This is a genomic window from Prescottella equi (assembly GCF_002094305.1).
In the GTDB taxonomy this organism is placed as follows: Bacteria; Actinomycetota; Actinomycetes; order Mycobacteriales; family Mycobacteriaceae; genus Prescottella; species Prescottella equi.
In genome coordinates, this window is the sequence record NZ_LWTX01000001.1 from 1,078,889 (window position 1) to 1,097,331 (window position 18,443).

Annotated in this window: 21 protein-coding genes; 4 read left to right on the forward strand and 17 right to left on the reverse strand. The window is 68.2% G+C overall.

The features are described 5' to 3' along the window. Positions 1 to 173: 173 nt before the first annotated feature. Complete coding sequence (locus A6I89_RS05145; protein ID WP_044991145.1) at positions 174 to 911, reverse strand: hypothetical protein; 738 nt, start codon at positions 909 to 911, stop codon at positions 174 to 176. Between the two features lie 296 nt (positions 912 to 1,207). Between A6I89_RS05145 and A6I89_RS05150 the strand changes: the two genes are divergently transcribed. After that, on the forward strand, positions 1,208 to 1,846 hold the full coding sequence (locus tag A6I89_RS05150; RefSeq protein WP_255221279.1) for a class I SAM-dependent methyltransferase: 639 nt from the start codon (positions 1,208 to 1,210) through the stop codon (positions 1,844 to 1,846). 470 nt (positions 1,847 to 2,316) lie between these two features. Here the strand turns inward: A6I89_RS05150 and A6I89_RS05155 are convergent, their stop codons facing one another. The 3 genes from A6I89_RS05155 to A6I89_RS05165 form a co-directional block, all read right to left on the reverse strand. Then, positions 2,317 to 3,045: a HemK2/MTQ2 family protein methyltransferase gene (locus tag A6I89_RS05155; RefSeq protein ID WP_022596324.1), complete on the reverse strand. Its 729-nt coding sequence runs from the start codon at positions 3,043 to 3,045 to the stop codon at positions 2,317 to 2,319. A 3-nt stretch (positions 3,046 to 3,048) separates the two neighbouring features. After that, positions 3,049 to 3,294: a microaggregate-binding protein 1 gene (gene mbp1 / locus A6I89_RS05160; protein ID WP_022596322.1), complete on the reverse strand. Its 246-nt coding sequence runs from the start codon at positions 3,292 to 3,294 to the stop codon at positions 3,049 to 3,051. A gap of 70 nt (positions 3,295 to 3,364) precedes the next feature. Next, positions 3,365 to 3,649, reverse strand: a complete 285-nt coding sequence (locus tag A6I89_RS05165) for a hypothetical protein (RefSeq protein WP_005512762.1) — start codon at positions 3,647 to 3,649, stop codon at positions 3,365 to 3,367. A gap of 230 nt (positions 3,650 to 3,879) precedes the next feature. Between A6I89_RS05165 and A6I89_RS05170 the strand changes: the two genes are divergently transcribed. Further along, positions 3,880 to 5,058 carry a zinc-dependent alcohol dehydrogenase gene (locus A6I89_RS05170; RefSeq protein WP_022596317.1) on the forward strand — a complete coding sequence of 393 codons (1,179 nt, stop codon included), beginning with the start codon at positions 3,880 to 3,882 and terminating at the stop codon, positions 5,056 to 5,058. A 33-nt stretch (positions 5,059 to 5,091) separates the two neighbouring features. Here the strand turns inward: A6I89_RS05170 and A6I89_RS05175 are convergent, their stop codons facing one another. Beyond that, positions 5,092 to 5,571: a CinA family protein gene (locus A6I89_RS05175; RefSeq protein WP_022596315.1), complete on the reverse strand. Its 480-nt coding sequence runs from the start codon at positions 5,569 to 5,571 to the stop codon at positions 5,092 to 5,094. Between the two features lie 330 nt (positions 5,572 to 5,901). On the opposite strand from A6I89_RS05175, the gene A6I89_RS05180 reads away from it, so the two are divergent. Further along, complete coding sequence (locus A6I89_RS05180) at positions 5,902 to 6,129, forward strand: ANTAR domain-containing protein (protein WP_044991144.1); 228 nt, start codon at positions 5,902 to 5,904, stop codon at positions 6,127 to 6,129. Next, complete coding sequence (locus A6I89_RS05185; protein WP_022596311.1) at positions 6,126 to 6,338, forward strand: hypothetical protein; 213 nt, start codon at positions 6,126 to 6,128, stop codon at positions 6,336 to 6,338. The genes A6I89_RS05180 and A6I89_RS05185 overlap by 4 nt, the downstream gene beginning before the upstream one ends. 64 nt (positions 6,339 to 6,402) lie before the next feature. Here the strand turns inward: A6I89_RS05185 and A6I89_RS05190 are convergent, their stop codons facing one another. The 12 genes from A6I89_RS05190 to A6I89_RS05245 all read right to left on the reverse strand — a co-directional run bounded on the left by A6I89_RS05190 (position 6,403) and on the right by A6I89_RS05245 (position 18,422). After that, on the reverse strand, positions 6,403 to 7,134 hold the full coding sequence (locus A6I89_RS05190) for a GAF and ANTAR domain-containing protein (protein ID WP_022596309.1): 732 nt from the start codon (positions 7,132 to 7,134) through the stop codon (positions 6,403 to 6,405). Between the two features lie 27 nt (positions 7,135 to 7,161). Beyond that, on the reverse strand, positions 7,162 to 7,596 hold the full coding sequence (locus A6I89_RS05195) for an STAS domain-containing protein (protein WP_232244741.1): 435 nt from the start codon (positions 7,594 to 7,596) through the stop codon (positions 7,162 to 7,164). 225 nt (positions 7,597 to 7,821) lie between these two features. Further along, a complete protein-coding gene (locus A6I89_RS05200; RefSeq protein WP_044991100.1) occupies positions 7,822 to 8,616 on the reverse strand; it encodes a SigB/SigF/SigG family RNA polymerase sigma factor in 795 nt (264 codons plus the stop codon). After that, complete coding sequence (locus A6I89_RS05205) at positions 8,598 to 9,038, reverse strand: ATP-binding protein (protein ID WP_022596304.1); 441 nt, start codon at positions 9,036 to 9,038, stop codon at positions 8,598 to 8,600. Before A6I89_RS05205 ends, A6I89_RS05200 begins: the two co-directional genes overlap by 19 nt. Continuing rightward, positions 9,035 to 10,159 (reverse strand): glycosyltransferase family 9 protein, encoded by a 1,125-nt coding sequence (locus tag A6I89_RS05210; protein ID WP_022596302.1) that lies wholly within the window; start codon positions 10,157 to 10,159, stop codon positions 9,035 to 9,037. Before A6I89_RS05210 ends, A6I89_RS05205 begins: the two co-directional genes overlap by 4 nt. Continuing rightward, entirely contained in the window at positions 10,156 to 11,700 is a 1,545-nt protein-coding gene (locus tag A6I89_RS05215; RefSeq protein WP_022596300.1) for an HAD-IIIA family hydrolase, read from the reverse strand. The genes A6I89_RS05210 and A6I89_RS05215 overlap by 4 nt, the downstream gene beginning before the upstream one ends. Continuing rightward, a complete protein-coding gene (locus tag A6I89_RS05220) occupies positions 11,697 to 13,325 on the reverse strand; it encodes a carbamoyltransferase family protein (RefSeq protein ID WP_022596299.1) in 1,629 nt (542 codons plus the stop codon). Before A6I89_RS05220 ends, A6I89_RS05215 begins: the two co-directional genes overlap by 4 nt. Beyond that, a complete protein-coding gene (locus A6I89_RS05225) occupies positions 13,322 to 14,329 on the reverse strand; it encodes an NAD-dependent epimerase/dehydratase family protein (protein ID WP_022596298.1) in 1,008 nt (335 codons plus the stop codon). The genes A6I89_RS05220 and A6I89_RS05225 overlap by 4 nt, the downstream gene beginning before the upstream one ends. Continuing rightward, positions 14,326 to 15,543, reverse strand: a complete 1,218-nt coding sequence (locus tag A6I89_RS05230; RefSeq protein WP_022596297.1) for a glycosyltransferase — start codon at positions 15,541 to 15,543, stop codon at positions 14,326 to 14,328. The genes A6I89_RS05225 and A6I89_RS05230 overlap by 4 nt, the downstream gene beginning before the upstream one ends. A gap of 3 nt (positions 15,544 to 15,546) precedes the next feature. Beyond that, positions 15,547 to 16,548 (reverse strand): glycosyltransferase, encoded by a 1,002-nt coding sequence (locus A6I89_RS05235; RefSeq protein WP_022596296.1) that lies wholly within the window; start codon positions 16,546 to 16,548, stop codon positions 15,547 to 15,549. 96 nt (positions 16,549 to 16,644) lie between these two features. Further along, a complete protein-coding gene (locus A6I89_RS05240; protein ID WP_005512782.1) occupies positions 16,645 to 17,538 on the reverse strand; it encodes a glycosyltransferase family 2 protein in 894 nt (297 codons plus the stop codon). After that, on the reverse strand, positions 17,535 to 18,422 hold the full coding sequence (locus tag A6I89_RS05245; protein WP_044991098.1) for a glycosyltransferase family 2 protein: 888 nt from the start codon (positions 18,420 to 18,422) through the stop codon (positions 17,535 to 17,537). Before A6I89_RS05245 ends, A6I89_RS05240 begins: the two co-directional genes overlap by 4 nt. Positions 18,423 to 18,443 lie beyond the last annotated feature (21 nt).

Genomic DNA, 18,443 nt, shown 5'->3' on the forward strand with positions numbered 1-18,443 from the left:
GAGCCAGTTCACTCCCTCAACGTACAAGGCACGTGTGCTGCCGGCCCGGAGTTGGATTGACGGCATGTCCCGTCCGATACAGCACGGTGACCTGGAGGGCCCGCCGGCTCGGCCGGCTACACACCTGTGGGGCCCGCCGAGCCTCTCCGGCACTGTGGAAAGTTGGTTGGCTGTCATGTCCCGTATGGCGGATGGGGGTTGACGGTGTCGGCTGCCCAGCCGATGAACTGGGTTCCGGAAACGGGGAAGGCTTCGAGACGCGGATCGGTGAGGATGGCATCGATGCAGGCGGAGTTGCCGCCCACGTACGTCGACTTGTGGTCGATATCGGTTGCTACGCACCACGTGTGATCGTTTGGCCACCATAGATTGGCGCTGTAGCCGCCGCCCGAGTGGTGCGGGGCCGCGCCGAAACGAGCCTCGGCTGCAGTGATCGGCCCGTGGAGGACAACCATGTTCCGGGACGCATCGAGGAGTTCAATACCAGCCGGGGGTCTGCCTTCGTCGCCGTACCCGTCCCAGATTGCAAACCAGCATTCGTCCGGTGTGGTGGTGTGATGGCGGAGGATCGTCGCGAGGACGCTTGCCTCCGGTCGAGGCAGGGAGCCTTCTTCCGGATCATTGCCGGGACGGTGAGTGCCGGTTATGGCCTGCCAGCTCATTGCAGCGTGTGCGGTCGTGCCGTGTTGCTGGGCGATGGTTCCCCAGTTGACTCGAGTCCAGTCGTCGCCGTCGTGAAGGTAAACGGGATGGAAGACACGTGCGAACGCGTCGAACACCGGCGGAACGAGGCCTCCGACATCGAACGCACCGCGTCGCAACCCATCAGCGATCCAGAAGCCTGCATCCGGGCCGGAGGCGAGCGCCAGTTCCTCAGGAGCCCAGTGCCAACGTTGGTCGTTCCTTGCCATGCGCTCACCTTGGAGTCCAGCGATGCTGTACCCAGGAGATGAATCGTCGAACACGAGTTGCGATTCGAAATCCATTGGTGCAGAGTCCCGGCTCGCCCGTAGCGTGCTCGGGAGCGTCCTGAGAGGCGTTGCAGCATCCTCGATCGGAAGGCGAGTTGGCTTTGGTGGAGACGCACGGGACCGGCTGGGAATACGGACCACTCGCCACGTTGGCTTACGAACTCGACAAGCCGATCGGGACGTCCTTCGGTGACGTCGAGTTCTATCTGTCCCGCCTGCAGGGCGTGACCGGCCCCGTGCTCGAACCTGCGGTGGGAACCGGAAGAATCCTCATCCCGCTTCTGGAACAAGGATTCTCCGTGCGCGGGTACGACAACTCGCCCGCGATGCTCGACCAATGCCGGGCGAACTGTGCACGCCATGATCTGGTCCCCGACGTCGTCGAGGGCGAGATGACACGTTATTGCGACGAGCGCAGGTACGAGGCGATCGTGATCCCGACCGGATCATTCGCTCTTCTGCCGGATCGCGACAGCGCCCTGGCTGCGCTCGAAGCGATGCACGGCAACCTTGCCTCGCGTGGACGGCTCATCGTCGACATCGAGCCGCCGACCGTGCACGTCGAGCCCGACCGCGATCCAGTTCGTCATTGGTGGCACGAAGGAAGCCTTATCACTCTTGACACCTGGAAGAGGACCGCAGATCCGATCGCCCAACGATCTACCAGTTGGCTCCGCTACGAACGCTGGGACGCCGGCGTACTGATCCGAACCGAACTGCAGGTGTTCTCATTGCTCTGGTTCGGGTTGGCCGAGTTCACGACCATGCTGTACCAGGCAGGGTTCGCCGAGGTGGCCGTCCACGGCGGATATCGCGCCGGCAGCGCACCGACCCCCACCGACGCGGTGTGGACCTTCGAAGCCATCCGCGGCTGAGACGATGAGGCTTGGTTCCGTGAGGTGGTACCGCAGCAATGCCGCAACTGACCTCCGCCGACGAGGTGGACCCAGAGGTTCCGTTGCATCAGCACTCCACAATTCGCAATCCTGCCAGGGGAGGACTACCAGCCGAGGCGACAGGGGAGCGCACGAACGGACCGCGCCGGACCGCGATTCGCCTCCGGCGTCCTCACCACTACGAAACTGACTGCGCTACTGCATCGGATGATCTGGTCGGGCGTGCTCTTCGCCGGGCTCGCACTCATCGCGATTGCCGTTCGCGGATCGCTCGATCACAGATCGGCCGATGCGGTCATGGCCGGGTGACCGCGGACAACCGACCCAACGCTGCCAGCGACAGATCGTGCTGGCATCCCGCCCTGCCGCACCTGGAGGAACCTAGCTACCGCAGGAGCTGTCGGCCCGTCCCTGGCGAGACGTCGAAACCTGTATGCGCCGATCGGCTCTCATGCTGCGCCCGTAGGCTTGATTGCCCGGAAAACGACCAGCTTCTCACGGTCTTCTCCGGGTGCCAGTAGCCCGCGCTGCCGCAGCAGGGACGCGCGTTCGGTGAGCACGGGGCCGAAGGGGATCTGGGCGGTGGAGACGATCTCTGCCGAAAAGCCTTGGCGCTGGAGCTCTCGTTGTGTCGCATCGATGTTGCTCAGGGCCGATTGCAGCAATAGGAGCACACCGCCCGGCGCCAGTATGCGCGGAGCTTCACGACAGATGCGATCCAGGTGGGCGCGGCCGTCTCGGCCGGCATCCCAGCATCGCGCCAGGCCCGCCGTCGGCAACGTGTCGTCGGCTGCCGGGACGTACGGCGGATTGCTGACGACGAGATCGAAGTTGTTCTCCCCCAGAGGATTCGTCAGATCGCCGTGGACTGTACGTACCTGCACGCCGTTGAGTGTGGCGTTCAGGCGGGTGTTCAGCAATGCCCGCTTCGCGACATCGACAGCGGTCACGTTCCGCGAGCCGGCCAGCGCTGCTGACACCGATAGATACCCGGTACCCGCGCCGATATCGAGCACGCGGGTACCGGGTTCGATCGTCTCGCCGAGCAACGTACGTGCGAGAAGGTAGGTGTCCGACTGCGGCGGATAGACCCCCGGTAGACGCCAGAACTTGCCAGGTTTCCCGTTGCGCGGGCGAATCGGCTCACCGGTTCCCCGCAACACTGCGTCCGAAGTCATCTGCTACGAGTCCTGCTCCGTGCGCTGGCGCGCCTCGTTCGCTGCCGCCTTGCCGCGAGCCTTCTCCGCCTCGGCCTCCTTCTCGGCGGCTTCCCGCTCGGCGGATGCCTTGTCCTGCTGCGCTTTGCCTTCCCGAACCAGGTCGTCCTGACCTGTCACCGCGCCGGCGGCCTCCTTGGCCTTACCCTTCACGCCTTCGACGGCGCCTTTGACAGCCTCCGCAGGCCCCGACTCGTCCTTGTCCGACATGACGCGAACTCCCTTCCGCCGACAGGTTCCGCCAGCTGTGTACCCGATCGTCGAAGGAATCAAACGTCGGTCAGTGGCCGACCTGATCGGTGAGCGACGCGTTGTCCAGTCGCTTCACCCGCCGATGCTCGGCGAGAACGAGTGCGGTGCCGGCCAGCAGTGCGCCCACGCAGACGATTCCGGCGATCCAGGCCCAGCCCGCAAACCCGTATCCGGCTGCGACGAGTGTAAGGCCCAGCGTGACTATGGCGACGCCGATCAGGGCGTAGCCGGGCCAGTTGCGCGCGTCTTCGATCGCTTCGCCGGGGTGCTCCCGGGTCGTGTGCGCGAGATCGCGAGGGTCGTTGGTGTTCATTTCGAGCCTCCCCGGTGTCGAGTCGGTGCTCCGCGCCGGAATGGACCGGTGCGGGCCCTGAATGTAGTTCCGATTGTCGTCCACCCCGGTCGTTCTTGCACGCGATCGTTCTCGCGGGGGCCGTACCGCACCTCGATCCGCTCGCTGCCGGCGGGCGATCCTGGGGCGTTTGCGCCGGTCCGCGACTGGGTAGGCGTCGGGCGGAGACGACCCACAACCTGGAGGTAGCGGTGAAAGCGGTGACATGGCAAGGCAAGCGGAACGTATCGGTGGAGACGGTTCCCGATCCGCGTATCCAGGAAGCGAACGATGCGATCATCGAGGTGACCACGACCAACATCTGCGGGTCCGATCTGCACCTGTACGAACTGCTGTCGCCGTTCATGACCGCCGGCGACATTCTCGGACACGAACCGATGGGTATCGTCCGGGAGATCGGCAGCGATGTGGGCGATCTCGCGGTCGGGGACCGCGTGGTGATTCCGTTCCAGATTTCGTGTGGGCACTGCGCGATGTGTGGTGGTGGGTTGCAGACGCAATGTGAGACAACACAAGTCAGATCGGAAGGCACCGGCGCCGCGCTCTTCGGGTATTCGAAGCTTTACGGCAGTATCCCCGGGGCGCAGGCGCAGTATCTACGTGTTCCGCAGGCGCAGTACACGCACATCAAGGTCCCGGAGGGCCCGCCGGACGACCGTTTCGTGTATTTGTCGGACGTGTTGCCCACCGCGTGGCAGGCAGTGGAGTACGCCGGCGTCCGCGAGGGCGAATCGCTCACGGTGCTGGGGCTGGGGCCGATCGGCGACATGGCCGCCCGGATCGCGGCACACCGGGGGGTCCGGGTGATCGGCGTCGACCTGGTTCCGGAGCGGCTCGAGCGGTTGCGGGCGCGTGGCATCGAGGTTCTCGACCTGCGGGAGAACGACGACATCGGGGCGACGATCCGGGACATGACCGGTGGGCGCGGCACCGATGCCGTGATCGACGCCGTCGGGATGGAAGCGCACGGGTCGCCGGGTGCGAAGCTGGTACAGCAGGCGACGTCGTTCATGCCGGATGCTGTCGCCGGACCGCTGTTCACCCACGCGGGCATCGACCGTCTCGCGGCGCTCGAAGCAGCGATCGACATCGTGCGCCGCGGGGGCACCGTCTCGATCGTCGGCGTGTACGGGGGAGCTCTGGACCCGCTGCCGATGTTCAAGATGTTCGACAAGCAGATCCAGTTCAGGATGGGTCAGGCCAATGTGAAGCGCTGGGCCGACGACATTCTTCCGCTGCTCACGGACGGTGACCCGCTCGGGGTCGACACGTTCGCCACCCATCGGCTGTCGCTCGACGAAGCGCCCCGCGCCTACGAGATCTTCCAGAAGAAGCAGGACGGCGCGGTGAAGGTCCTCCTCGAACCCTGAGGTTGGTGACGCGCGGCTCGACGCTTCGGCAGCTCATTCGCCGCCGAGGCAGTCGGTGAGGAGTTCGAGGGCGTGATGGGCGGTCGTCTCGACGACTTCCGTCGGCTCGCCCTCGAACTTCTTCTGGAAGGCACGGACGGAACCGCGGTCGAAGATCCCGAACCAGACGGTCCCCGGTTCCTGCCCGTCCTGGCCGTCGGGTCCTGCGGCGCCTGTCACCGCGATGACGGTGTCGGCGCCCAGGAGCTCCGCCGTCTTCGCTGCCATGCTGCGGGCAGCGGCTTCCGAGACGACCGGGCCGGGCGGCACCTCGAGCAGATCGTGTTTGACGGCGCTCGCGTAGGCGACGACGGCGCCACGGAACCAGTCGGACGATCCGGGAGCGGCGCCGAGCAGGCACGAAATCTGCCCGCCGGTCAGGGATTCGGCGGTCGCGATACTGCGGCCGGCCTCGGAAGCGAGATCGGAGACCTTCTCTGCGAGTGCGTCGCTGTCGTTGCGGGGGTTCGCCATTGCTCGGTTATACCCTTTCCGGCGGAGTCCTACTCGACTTGATCTCTCACGACCCCGGCACGGACGTATTCGGCTCCGACCCTTGCGCGTCGGCGGGGCCAGTCTGTATTCTTGGTCACGGTTGAACAAACAGCCGATGCTGGAAGCCCCGCTCGCGTCGGCTTCGTCCCTCATTCTCGCTCGGTTCGAGTAATGCGATGGGTCGACAGCGAGACCGCTCTTCTTCCGACGTATCGGAGTCGTCTCGTGATGAATCGCCAACACCTCTCAGTACATCGTTCCCTCCGCGGGGAAGTGGAAGTGCCGGGCTGCGCTCCCGAACGCGAAGCGGTGGCCGTCATCAGTGCCGCGCGCGGATGCAGCCAGGACGCCGCATTCGACGAGTTGATCGACGTCGCCATGCATCATCACGTCAGTGTCGGCTCCGCCGCCGCGAGCCTGATCTCGCTGGTCAGGGAGAGCGACCTGCCGAACGGTGCGGTCATCGTTCCGCCGCAGTGGGCCGAGCTCCGGAAGGCGCGCAACGTCGATGCGAGGACGGTAGGTGCGGACGCATGATTCTCGACTCCGATCGACTCGCCGGCCGCAACGGTCTTCCCGAGCCGGGAGGCCGCCAGTCACGGCGCGGCTACTCGGCGGCCCTCGCTTGCGGCTCGGGAGCGGTTGCCGCCTTCCCGCCCCTCGTGCTCGGATACAGCGGGATTCTCTGTGCCACCGTGGCATTGGTGGTGTTCGTGGCCGTGGGCCTTGCCGCGATTCTCATCTGACCACGATCACGGTCCGACACGATGACGGCGGCGCTGCGGGTGCAGCGCCGCCGTCATCCGCCGGTCACCTCTGCGCCGCGACCTTGTCGAGAAGTTGTCGCGCAACAGTTCTGACCTTGACGTTCGTGTCCTGAGACGTGGACACCAGCCGGTCGAACGCCTCGGCGGCGGGCAGGCCGTGCAACGCCATGACCACACCGATCGCTTGGTCGATCTCTGCGCGAGAAGTGAGCGCGGTCTGGAGGTTTCGGATCGACGCCAGCGCGCGGCGGTGCCGTTCGGCCTGCTGCAGCGCGGTGACGGCGGCGGTGGTGAACAGCTCGAGCAGTGACTCGTCCAGGGACTGGAAGCCTCGGGGATCGCTGCTGTAGAGGTTGAACGAGCCGTGAATACGATCCGAGAGCATCAACGGCAGCGCGATGAAGCTCTTGATCCCGAGATCGGCGGCCGAGGCTTCGAGGGCGGGCCACCGTGAGCGAACCTGATCGACGTCGAGCACCACGCTCCGGCCGTCCCGCGACGCCGTCAGGCAGGGGCCGCCGTTGTTCGCGTACTGGACTTGGTCCACTTCGCGGACTCGCGGATGCGTTGCCGCCACAGTTTTCGCGGATTCGTCGGACACGAGCGTCACTCCGGCCATGTCGGCTCCCGGAACGATCCTCACCGCTCCTTCGACGACATGCTCCAGAACCGTTGCGAGGTCCTCGTATTCGTCCAGGACGTCGGACAGATCCTGGAGTGCTCCGGTGATCTCGTCGAAACGCTCACTCAGTGTGTCGGTGGTGTCGTCCGTCATCTGGGGATCCGTTCACCGGTGCGGCAGTCAGTAGGAGGGGTCGGCGACCGGCGTGCCCGCCCGGTTCGACTCGCGATCGAGAGCAGACCCGACCGTGGCGTGGCGCTCGAACATCTGCCGCGCGCCGGTGGCCGCAAGAGCATGCTCGACGCCCCGTGTCGCGGTGACGAGCCGGAAATCGAGGCCGCTTTCGACCACCCTGTCCTTCGCCTCGACAAGTGCCGAGGCTCCGTCGATGCTGACGAAGTCGACCCGCGAGAGATCGAAGACGAGAAGGTCCGCGTTCGGCGAAGCGTCGCCTGCGAGCAGCTGGGCGAACGCCTGACGGAAGGTGTCCACGGTGCTGAGGTCCAAGTCGACCAGGAGCGTCACCACCAGCGCGGAGGAGGTGTCGGCGCCGGCGTCGGTCTGGTGGGTGGACGCGTGCAATATGTTCGTCGCTGTACCGGGAAGATCAGGCACGGCATGCCTCCATCTGCTGGAAACGAGTTGGACGGCGCCTGGCCCAATTCTGGCCGGGACGCTCACTCGATCGACGGCCACAGATGCGCCCGTCTCCGATGTGGACAGGCTGTGTGCTCAACCTCTCTTCTTTCTAACACCGACGCGTCCCGGTGTACAGGTCACCGGCGTCTGCCCTGGTTTCGAGGCTCACGAAACGGGTATGCCGGAAGAACAGCGCGTGGTTTACCGCTCCACCTGCGCACGCAGCCGGGCAAGCGTGTCGGACAGGATCCGCGAGACATGCATCTGGGAGACGCCGACGTGCGCGGCGATCTGAGACTGCGTCTGGTTCCCGAAGAAGCGGAGCAACAAGACCGTTCGTTCCCGTTCAGGCAGTCCTTCGAGGACGACCCGCAGTGTTTCGTGGTCCTCGACACCGGCGATATCCGAATCGTTGTCGCCCAACAGGTCGCCCAGCGTCGAACCGGTGTCGGGGCCGCTTCCCGCGGCGGCGTCGACGGACAGTGCCTGATATCCGTTGGCGGCCTGCAGGCCCTGAGCGACTTCCTCGACCTCGATTCCCAGTTCCTCAGCCATCTCGCGGGTGGTGGGAGACCGTCCGAGGCGCTGGGACAACTGCGCCGACGTCTTGACGAGGTCCAGGTGAAGCTCCTTGAGGCGCCGCGGCACCCTGACCGCCCAGCCGGTGTCCCGGAAATGGCGCCGCACTTCTCCCATGATCGTGGGCACGGCGAAGGCGAGGAAGTCCGAGCCACGCTCGACGTCGTAGCGGTCCACCGCGTTGACGAGGCCGATGCTGGCGACCTGCACCAGATCCTCGAAGGGCTCGCCGCGGCGGTCGAAGCGTCGAGCGATGTGCTCGGCGAGGGGCAGGCACCGAGTGATGATCGATTCCCGTAGTTCCGCGTGACCGGGGTCGTTCTCGTCAAGCGCTTGCAGCGACGCGAACATGGGTTTGACGTCGCTGTACTCGTCGGGCCGGTCCGTAGTCCGGGGCGTCACATGTGCTCCCCGCATTCCACGGTGAAGGAGATCGTGACGGTGGAGGCGCGGCCGTCGCCGTTGCCGTGGTGTCGATGGAGTGCGAGATCGTCGGTGAGGGTGCGCAGGACGTGCCAACCGAACGTCTGCTCGTACTCTCCGTCCACTGCGGGACGGGAGGTCGGGACACAGGCGGCGAATCGGAAGGTGTCGGCCCGCACCCGGAACGTGCACACGATGTCACTGTCGGGTAGCGCGATCCGGAACAGAGTGCTGCAGGCCTCGTCGACGGCGAGCCTCAGATCGGCCAACTGGTCGAGGGTCATGTCGCACCGTTCGGCCAGCGATGCCGTGACACCCCGGATCGGGGCCAGCTGGATCGGCTCGGCCGGCGTGCGCAGCTCGATGACAGGCGCCGGCTCCTGGCTTCTGCTCGTGGAGAGGCACGCTTCGCTCATGACTCCTCGTTTCGAAACTGGGCCTGACAGGTGGGTCCGGTCGGTGGCTTCGATCGGAGGATTCCCGTCGTGCCCTGTTTCCAAACTCGCGGATACTCGCGTTCCAGGGAAGGGTTGCGGAGTAGTTTCTCCACTGCACCACCTACATCTCGCGGGTCGATCGCGTCCAGACACGGATGCGCCGCCAGGTCGCACCGTCGTGCGCGCGAGCCCCGGCACGGGGCGTGCTGGTCGCCGAGCACGATGCTGCGGATTCCGTAGGGCCCCCACCTTTCGACCGGAACGATCGGAGCGAACAACGACACCACCGGAGTACCGACGGCCGCCGACAGATGGGCTGCCCCGGTGTTCGGCGCGACCGTCACGGCGGCGGATCGCAGCACCGCTGCGAGTTCCGCGAACGTGGTCCGTCCCCCGAGATCGATCGCGGAACCGGCGACGGCTCGCGTCAGCGCGGACTCGTCCGGTCCGCCCGTGACCACGACGCGATGCCCGCGGAGGGCGAGTGACCGGACCGTTCGTGCCCACCAACCGGCGGACGCGGTCCGGGCCGCCGCCGAGGCGCCTGGATGCACGACGACGTACGGCTCCGACCCGACGAACGGCGCGGGATCGGGCAGCTCGGCGCGCAGTCGCAGGCGGCCGTCGTCGCCGCGGGGCAGCTGGTATCCGGCGCGCCGGGCGAGGTCCAGCGCCCGCTCGGCCTCCGGTACATCGGCATCGAGACGATGGCGGACGTCGAGCAGAGCCCCCGGGTAGTCGTCGGAGATGGCCGCGATCCACGGCACTCCCGCCATCCGGAGCAGCACGGCAGTCGGGAGTGGGGATTGGTGGAACGAGGTGAGGATCAAGGCGCGATCGAATCGGCGCCCCCGCAGCCGGTCGACGAGGTCGAGTACCGAGTCGGAGCCGGGCCACACCGGTTCCGGGTCGATCCACGGCGCCTCCCACACGAGAACCTCGTCGACATCGGGAAGCAGTGCCGCGGCGGCACTCCCGCGGGGACCCACGAGCAGCGTGACACGCCCGGATCCGGCCGCGACCGCGCGCACACACGGACCGGCGAGCAGCACGTCGCCCAGATTGTCCTGGCGCACGACGAGTGTGTGGAGGCCGGTCACGAGTCGGCGGTCCTGCCCCGGCCCAGTCCTGCGAGTGCGACGGCCGTCGCGAGGTCGGGGGCCAGCCTGCCGTGACTGTGGGCCCGGTGCACTTCGGCGGGCAGCGTGCGTGCCGTGGGTACGAGGATCCCCACTGCTCCTGCGGTGCGAGCGGCTTCGACGTCCGCTTCCGTGTCCCCGATGACGAGACAGCGCTCCACCGGCACGCCCAGGTCCGCAGCGGCTCGGAATATCAAGCCCGGCATCGGTTTGCGGCACGCGCAGCCGGCCCGTCCCGAGTGGACGCAGATCTGCCAGGTGTCGAACGGGCCGAGCCGTCGTTCCACTTCGTCGTTGACTTCCCGAAGCTCGCCGGCGGTGATCCGTCCGTGCGCGACCCCGGACTGGTTCGAGACGACGCCGACGAGCACCCCAGTGGCCCGCAGCCGCGACAGCACCTCGGCGGCGCCCGGCACCGGCTCGACCTTGCGGAAGTCGGACAGGTACGGAACGTCGTGGATGATCGTGTCGTCGCGGTCGAAGAGGACCGCGAGGACGGGCGACCGAATCGCTGTTCCGGCCCTCGACACGGCGATCTCCCCGCGGATCCGGTGGGCTACCGCCGCCGGCGGGACGAGGATGCTGCTGACCGACATCTCGAGCACTTCTCGGGCGGTGCGGGGCCCCGGAGCCACCCGCGCGAGCGCGAACCGGACGGTGGAGGCGAGCCACGCCGCGGAGGCAGTGGCAGCGACTCGGCGCCGTCCCGAGACCGCCGCGGCCGCGGCCAGACCCGCACAGAACGTGGTGAACATGTGCCGCCCGAGTCGGCCCCCGCTCTCGCCCGCGGTGCGACGCCAGTCCGGCCCGTGCCTGCGACGCATGAGGGCGTTGTCGGCGTTACCGGCCTGGGCGCGGAGACTGGCGAGAGCGCGAGCGCGGCCGATCGGATGGGTGGTGACGCGCGATCCGGTGTGGAGGGTGAATCCCGCCGACATCAGGCGCAGTGAGAGGTCCGCGTCCTCCCGATACGCGTGCGGGAACCGCTCGTCGAACCCTCCGACCGCCATCAGGGCCGACCGGCGGACAGCCGCGTCCGCGGTGATGAACTGCGCATTGCGCAGCGCCAGCGTGCGCCGCTCGTCGTCGGTGGGGCGCCGTCCGATCGGCGCGGGGACCTCTATCCGGGCGTAGGACGCGGCAGCCTCCGGTCCCAGGCCGGCGAGGTCCTCGGCGAGCCGCCGCGCCCAGTCACGAGAGACGACGACGTCGTCGTCCAGGAAGGCGACCCACGGGTCGTGGGAGGCGAGCCAGCCACGATTGCGTGCGGCCGCCGGACCGTGGCCCCCGGAGGAGAGCCATCGCACCGGGGGCTCACCGCTGTCGACACTCCCGGCCCCGCCGGAGACCTGCGAGCCCGTCCGGTCGGGCAGGTCCACGACCACGATGATCTCGGATGGCTGCGGACCGTCGGTGCCCGCCAGCGCTCGCAGCAGAACGTCGAGGCTCGGCCGCAGCACCGTCGGAATCACGACGGTGTAGCGCAACTCGCGCGCGGTCACCTCGGCCTCCGAACCGCGAAGGGACCCATCGCAAGCAGGTCGATCGGAGCGGAGCCGAAGCACTCCAGCGCGTCCCGGGGCGAATCGACCATCGGCCGGCCCGCGGTGTTGAAACTGGTGTTGACCACCACGGGGACTCCGGTTCGGCGCTCGAACGCCGCCAGCATCCGGTGCAGCAGCGGTTCGGTGACGGGATCGACGGTCTGGATGCGGGCCGTACCATCGACGTGGGTGACCGCCGACAGTCGATCCCGCCATTCCGGCGCGACGTCGTGGACGAACAACATGTACGGGCTGGGAACGGGGCCGCGGCCGAAGATGTCGGACGCGCGGTCCACGGCGACCATCGGGGCGACCGGCCGGAACTGCTCACGGCCCTTCACCGCATTGAGCCGCTCGATGTTCGCGGCCGGGGAGGGGTGCGCCAGTAGCGAGCGGTGGCCCAGCGCGCGCGGCCCGAATTCGCTTCGGCCCTGGAACCATCCGACCACCTGGTTCCGTGCGATCGCCTCGGCGACGGCATCTGCGATGTCCGTCGGGCGCTCGTAGGGCACGGCCGCGGCCACGAGAATGTCCTCGAGTTCCGTGTCGGTCCACGCCCGTCCGAGGTCGTACCCGGCGGGATGGGCCGGAGTATCGCCGAGTTCCGCGGCGGCCAGTAGTGCGCCGCCCAGTGCGGTCCCCGCGTCACCTGACGCCGGTTGGACCCACACGTCGTCGAAAGGTCCTTCCGCGTGCAACCGAGTGTTGGCGACGCAGTTCAACGCCACACCCCCGGCGAGCGCGAGATGGGGATTCCCGGTTCGGTCGTACAGCCAGTGAGCCAGCGCGAGCAGGACGTCTTCGAGGCGACGCTGCACACTGCACGCGAGATCTGCTTGCGCGGAGGTCCAGCCGTCCCCGGCATGTCGCCGGGGCGCCAGCGCGTCCCATTCGATCGGCTCGATCCGAAAGCTGCCGCTGTCGGTGGTGGTGACGAGGCGTTGCAGTTCCGGCAGGAAGCGCGGGGTCCCGTAGGCGCCTAGGGCCATGACCTTGTATTCGTCGCTCGACCGCGCGAACCCCAGGTGCTCGGTCAGATCCTCGTACATCAGCCCCAGAGAGTGCGGAAGGCTCTGGGAGGCAAGCTGTGTCAGTTTTCCGCCCCGGAACTCGCCCGCCAGATACGACGAGGACTCGCCGCGCCCGTCCGCGACCAGAACCGCGCAATCCTGATGCGGCGAGGCGAGCGCAGCCGACGCGGCGTGGGTCAGGTGGTGGGGAACGAAGCGGACGATCGAGGGATCGACGTCGGGAAGGACCGTCCTGAGGAACCGTGGGAAACGCTCGGCGTACATCGTGCGTAGGAACTCCCAGTCCTGTTCGGTGCCGGGAAGCTCCGGATCCACCAGAGCGGGATCGTACGAGTACGTGACGGCGTCGAGGTCCTGCGCGGTGAGTCCGGCTTCGGCCAGGCACCATCGAATGGACTGCTCGGGAATTTCCCACGTGGAGAAGGCGTACGGCCGCTTGCCGTGCTTTCGCCTGCTGAATCTCTCTTCCTCCGCGGCGGCGATTACCCGGCCGTCGTCGACGACGGCGGCGGCGGGATCGTGGAACACCGCGTTGACACCGAGAATCTTCACAGTGAACCCCCTCGGGTGCTCGCCGGAGCGCCGGCGACCGACTGTGCCCGGGCCGTGCGGGCGAACCAGTCCACGGTGCGGCGCATGCCCTCCTCCAGCGTCACCCGCGGGCGCCAACCGAGAAGGCTGCGGGCACGTTCGACGTCGGGGCACCGTCGCCGGGGGTCGTCCGGGGCCGAGGGCAGGAAGCGGACACCAGCGTCCGAGTGCGCGATCCGGTTGATGACTGCGGCGACGTCCAGCACCGACATCTCGTGATCGGTGCCGATGTTGACCGGACCGGGATGCCGACTGTCCGACATGGCCAGAATGCCCGCCACGGTGTCGTCCACGTAGCACAGCGATCGCGTCTGACGTCCGTTCCCGGCGACCGGTAGAGGGCGGCGGTCGAGGGCCGCGCACACGAAGGCCGGCACCATGCGCCCGTCGTCGGCCCGCATGCCGGGACCGTAGCTGTTGAAGATGCGCACGATCGCGGTGTCGGTGCCGTACTGGCGGCGGAACGCGGACGCCAGGGCTTCGCCGAACCGTTTGGCCTCGTCGTACATGCTGCGCGGACCCACCGGGTCGACATTGCCGCGATACGACTCCGCCTGCGGGTGCACCTGCGGATCGCCGTACACCTCGCTCGTCGACGCCAGCACGAAGCGAGCGCCGGAAGCCTCGGCACGTTCGAGCATCTCGAGGGTTCCGAGACCACCGGTGGCGAGGGTGCCGACCGGGTCGTCCTGGTAGTCGCGCGGCGATGCGGGACAGGCGAGGTGGATCAGGAGGTCGATCCGGCGGGGCAGCGGCGGAGGATCCGTCACGGAACCGTCGATCACCGTCACGCGGTCGAGCGCTTCCAGGGTCGATCGCGCCCACGGGGCCGACGTCGAGAAGTCGTCGAGACAGACCACCGACTCGCCCCGTCTGGACAGGCGCGTGCAGAGATGGAGACCGAGGAAGCCGGCTCCGCCGGTGACCAGCACCCGGCGACGGCGCGGACCACCGGGCGCGTTCATCGGCCCACCCCGCCGGCCGCGCGGGGAACCGCCTGGCGGAGCACGGACTCGTACACGCGCTCGGTTTCGCCCGCCACCCGGCTCCACGCGAAGCGCTGCACCGCCCGGTCCCGCCCGGCGTGTCCCAACTGCTCGCACTGCACGGGCTGTGTGAGCAGCCGATGCAGGGCGCGGCCCAGGGCGTCGGCGTTCCGGGGCGGAACGTGCACCCCGGTCACCCCGTCGACGACGGAGTCGGTGAGTCCCCCGACGGCACTGGCGACCACCGGCTTACCGCACGCCATCGCCTCGAGCGGGACGATCCCGAACGGTTCGTACCACGGCGAACAGACCACCACGTCCGTCGAGCGCAGCAGCTCCGGCATCCGGGCGCGGGGAATCTGGCCGGGCATCGTCAGGCGATCCCGTACGCCCAGTTCGTCGGCGAGATGCAGCAGCCGCGATCCCTCTGCGTCCTCGTCCACCGATCCCGCCACCGGCCCGCCGGCGATCACCAGCTCGGCGCCCGGCAGCGCGACCAGCGCGCGTATGGCGACATCGAATCCCTTGCGCTGCACCAGGCGTCCCACCGTGACGACGCGAAACCGGTCGCCCCGTGGGGCCCGGGGCCCGTCCGGGCGGAACTCGTCCGTGTCGACCCCGCACGGGACCACGGTGATGTGTGAGCGGGGGATGCCCATCCGGACGAGTTCGAACACCTCGTCGGAGCACGTCGCCGCGACGGCGTCGGCACTCTGGCCGATCTTGCACTCCAACGGGATCCGCTCCGGCGGGCTCGTGTCCGCCGCGCCCTGGTAGCGCTTCTTCACGATGCCCAGCGCGTGGAACGTGTGCACGAGCGGTATCCCGCACGCCTGACTCGCGAGTCGGCCGGTGAGGCCGGACATCCAGAAGTGTGAGTGCGCGACGTCGAACTGTGCCCGCGCGAAACGATCGCGAAGACCGAGGGCGAACTCCTGCATGTGGGGTAGCAGCTCGTCCTTCGAGATTCTCCGCGCAGGCCCGGCCGGCACGTGCACCACGTCGTAGCCGTCCTCGGAGCGGACCCGTTCCGGGACGGTGGCGTCGTCCCGGCGGGTGAACACCTCGACGTCGTGACCCCGCCGCACGAGCGCGGCGGACAACGCCGCGACATGGACATTCTGTCCTCCCGTGTCGACCCCGCCCATCGCGACGAGCGGGCTGGCGTGATCCGAGATCATCGCGATCTTCATTCGCTACCTCCTGGCGCACAGTGGTCGGCGTGTTGTCTCGTCGATGACGACGTCCCAGTCGTGCAGGAAACGTTCGAGTCCGAATTTCGAGAGCGCGAAAGCCCGCGCGCGGCGGCCCGTCTCGGCGGCATCCGCGGGATCCGTGACGAAGCGGTGCACTGCCGAGACCATTCGGTCGGGATCGGTGGCGGCGACTCCGGCTTCGGGGGGTACCGAGACGGCCACCTCGGTGCTGGCGAGCGCGACCACAGGCATTCCCAGCATCATCGCCTCGATCAGCGACAATCCGAGGGACGTCCAGCGCGCGGTGTGCAGATACACGCGGCGTTCCCCGACCGCGTCGTGCAGCGCGTCGCGGCCGAGGTCCCCTCCGGCCGAGACCGAAGGAGGTATGTCGGCTCTGCGCGCCAGTTCGCCGGTTCGAATGCCGAACACGTCGACGGGGGCGGCGGACGCCAGTTTCGGTAGCAGGTCCGTGCCGACGGCCCGCCACCGCCGTACCGGGTCGTTGATCATCGTCGCGCTCCGGGCCAGCCGGCCGCTGTGCCGGGCGCCAGGGTCGACGACGCCGTGCTCGATCACGCGGGTGCGCGTGGACCCCGAGTCCCACATCGTGCGGTTGAAGTGGGTGACGTGGACGAGTGTCAGGTCGTCACGATCGGCCATCGGGTGCCGGGTGGTGGGGGCGTGCCCACCGGGGGTGTTGTGCTCCACGTAGACCAGAGGAACGTCGCGTCCGGGCAGGCGCTCCAGCCACCGGGCGGCCAGCGGTATCTCGCCCGGATTCTGCGCCACCACGAGGTCCACGTCCGCGTTCTCGAGGTCACGTGGGACGATCTCCTCCGCGTTCGGCGGCCAGTCGCGGCCCATCCGTCCTCGTCCCCATGGACCGCGGCCGGGCAGCGTGGGTACGAGATACCGGTGTCCACCGCGGACGAACGCGTCGAGCCACGAGCCGTGCACGTGCCACACGAGGATGTTGCGCGCGTCGCTCCGATCGCTCATGTGGGGAGGGTTACCGATCCAGCGAATTTCAAACTCTATGGATAGGTAATCGTGGAATCCCGCGTCGGAACCGAACCGAAGGTGTTGCGGAGCAGGTCAGCCCACGTAGCGGCGCGCCGCCGAGTGCACCTGGGCGTCCTCGAGGGCGAGTAGACCGGATTCGACCCGACTCGGGACGACGACCCTGTTGCGGACCACCCAGCCCAGCGACCGCACTGCCTCGAGGACCGCGAGAGCGGTGTACCGGTCGGCCGGCGCCGAACGGACGATCTGCGTCGAGCGACGGAGCGCGGAGCGCACCGGACGGCGCAGCCACAGCGTCCACAACGTGTTCCGGATTCCCAGTTGGCGCCGACGCCGGGCGTCACGCGACGTCGAGGGCCGATGGTGGATGACGACGTCCTCGCGCCAGCACATCCACCACCCGGCAGCGGCGAGGTCGAGGGCGAGCAGCTCCTCCTCGCCGCCCAGCCACATCCGCGGCTCGAACCCGCCGACCTCGTGGAACGCGCGACGGCGGATCATCGTCAGCCCGGCCATGATGCCCAGAAGCGTCGGACCGGGCATCCAGTCCGGGCCCGGGACCGGCGAGTTGCGCAGCTCAGGGGTCAGGGGATCTTCCGTGAGCGTCGGTTCGACGAGGCAACGGCCGGTGACCGTCGCCAGGCCCGGGTACTCGTCGAGGACGTCGGCGGCGGTGGTGAGCGCACCCGGTTGCCACACCGTGTCGTCGTCGCAGAACGCCACGTAGGGCGTCGACACCTGCTCCACCGCGATGTTGCGGGCGGTCGCGCCGAGATTCCGCGGCAACCGCACGACGGTGACGTCGGGGAACTCCGCCTCGGCCATGGCTGCACTGCCGTCGCTCGAGCCGTTGTCGGCGAGAACGATCGGCGCCGCGTCGGGTAGCGAGGTCATCGCCCGCAGGGTGCGCCGTAGTTCGTCGCGGCGGTTGTAGGTGATGACGACGACCGTGGCGCGTTCGCTCACGACGAGACCTCCGGACGAAGAGCGGGTGCAGTTTCGAGCAGTCGGATGTCGCGCTCGACGGTCGCCGGCAGCGGCCGTCGGCGCGCGAGCGCCGCGGGCAGCAGGCGCGCCACCTCGCCGGCGGCACCGCGGGCGCAACGGTCGGCGAGCGCGCGCCGGAGCAACCGCCCGGACGATCCGAGGGCGGCGGGAAACGGTCGGCGCATCCACGAGGTGAGGGCGTCGTTGCGCATCTCGCGGCGCCGCCGCCAATCCGACGGGGGACGGACCTGCGACGGGAAGTGCCGCGCGACCAGCCGGTTCGAATAGCAGAGGTCCCAGCCGTGTACTGCCAGGTCCAGGGACAGCAGCCGTTCCTCGCCGGCGAAGTGGAGCAGTGGATCGAATCCGCCCACACCCAGATACGCCGCGCGCCGGACGATCGCCGAACATGCGAGGAAGCCGAGGATCCGGGGTCCGGGAAGCGGTTCGGTGTGGGGGAGCGGGCTGCCGGCAAGCGCGGCGGTGATCGCGTCCGGTTGCTGCTGATCCCCGACGAGGGTGAGAGCGGCGAGCACTGCAACCGACGGATACGCATCGAACATGCCTTCGGCGACGGCGAAGGCGCCGGGCTCCCACGTCGAGTCGTCGTCGCAGAAGGCCACGAACTCTGTGCCGGCCCGGCGGGCGCCGACCGTCCTGGCGGCTGCGCCCCGGTTCGTGTCGAGCCGGATCACCTCGACGTCCGGGTGGCGCGTCTTCAACCAGCGCTGCAGAGGATCCCGAGAGGCGTTGTCCACCACGACGATCGGTGTCGCAGGACAGTCTGCACCGATGCGGTCGAGTGTCCGGGCCAGCTCGATCGGCCGGTCGCGTGTGGCGATCACGACGGATGTGCGGTTCATGCCGGCTCCCGCCACTGCCGA

Excerpts from the sequence above, each read along its gene's own strand:
- A6I89_RS05190 (WP_022596309.1), bottom strand. The coding sequence starts at position 7,134 with ATGACGGACGACACCACCGACACACTGAGTGAGCGTTTCGACGAGATC.
- mbp1 (WP_022596322.1), bottom strand. The coding sequence starts at position 3,294 with ATGTCGGACAAGGACGAGTCGGGGCCTGCGGAGGCTGTCAAAGGCGCC.
- A6I89_RS05145 (WP_044991145.1), bottom strand. The coding sequence starts at position 911 with ATGGCAAGGAACGACCAACGTTGGCACTGGGCTCCTGAGGAACTGGCG.
- A6I89_RS05165 (WP_005512762.1), bottom strand. The coding sequence starts at position 3,649 with ATGAACACCAACGACCCTCGCGATCTCGCGCACACGACCCGGGAGCAC.
- A6I89_RS05205 (WP_022596304.1), bottom strand. The coding sequence starts at position 9,038 with ATGAGCGAAGCGTGCCTCTCCACGAGCAGAAGCCAGGAGCCGGCGCCT.
- A6I89_RS05185 (WP_022596311.1), top strand. The coding sequence starts at position 6,126 with ATGATTCTCGACTCCGATCGACTCGCCGGCCGCAACGGTCTTCCCGAG.
- A6I89_RS05155 (WP_022596324.1), bottom strand. The coding sequence starts at position 3,045 with ATGACTTCGGACGCAGTGTTGCGGGGAACCGGTGAGCCGATTCGCCCG.
- A6I89_RS05230 (WP_022596297.1), bottom strand. The coding sequence starts at position 15,543 with ATGAAGATCGCGATGATCTCGGATCACGCCAGCCCGCTCGTCGCGATG.
- A6I89_RS05175 (WP_022596315.1), bottom strand. The coding sequence starts at position 5,571 with ATGGCGAACCCCCGCAACGACAGCGACGCACTCGCAGAGAAGGTCTCC.
- A6I89_RS05245 (WP_044991098.1), bottom strand. The coding sequence starts at position 18,422 with ATGAACCGCACATCCGTCGTGATCGCCACACGCGACCGGCCGATCGAG.
- A6I89_RS05225 (WP_022596298.1), bottom strand. The coding sequence starts at position 14,329 with ATGAACGCGCCCGGTGGTCCGCGCCGTCGCCGGGTGCTGGTCACCGGC.
- A6I89_RS05235 (WP_022596296.1), bottom strand. The coding sequence starts at position 16,548 with ATGAGCGATCGGAGCGACGCGCGCAACATCCTCGTGTGGCACGTGCAC.
- A6I89_RS05200 (WP_044991100.1), bottom strand. The coding sequence starts at position 8,616 with ATGCGGGGAGCACATGTGACGCCCCGGACTACGGACCGGCCCGACGAG.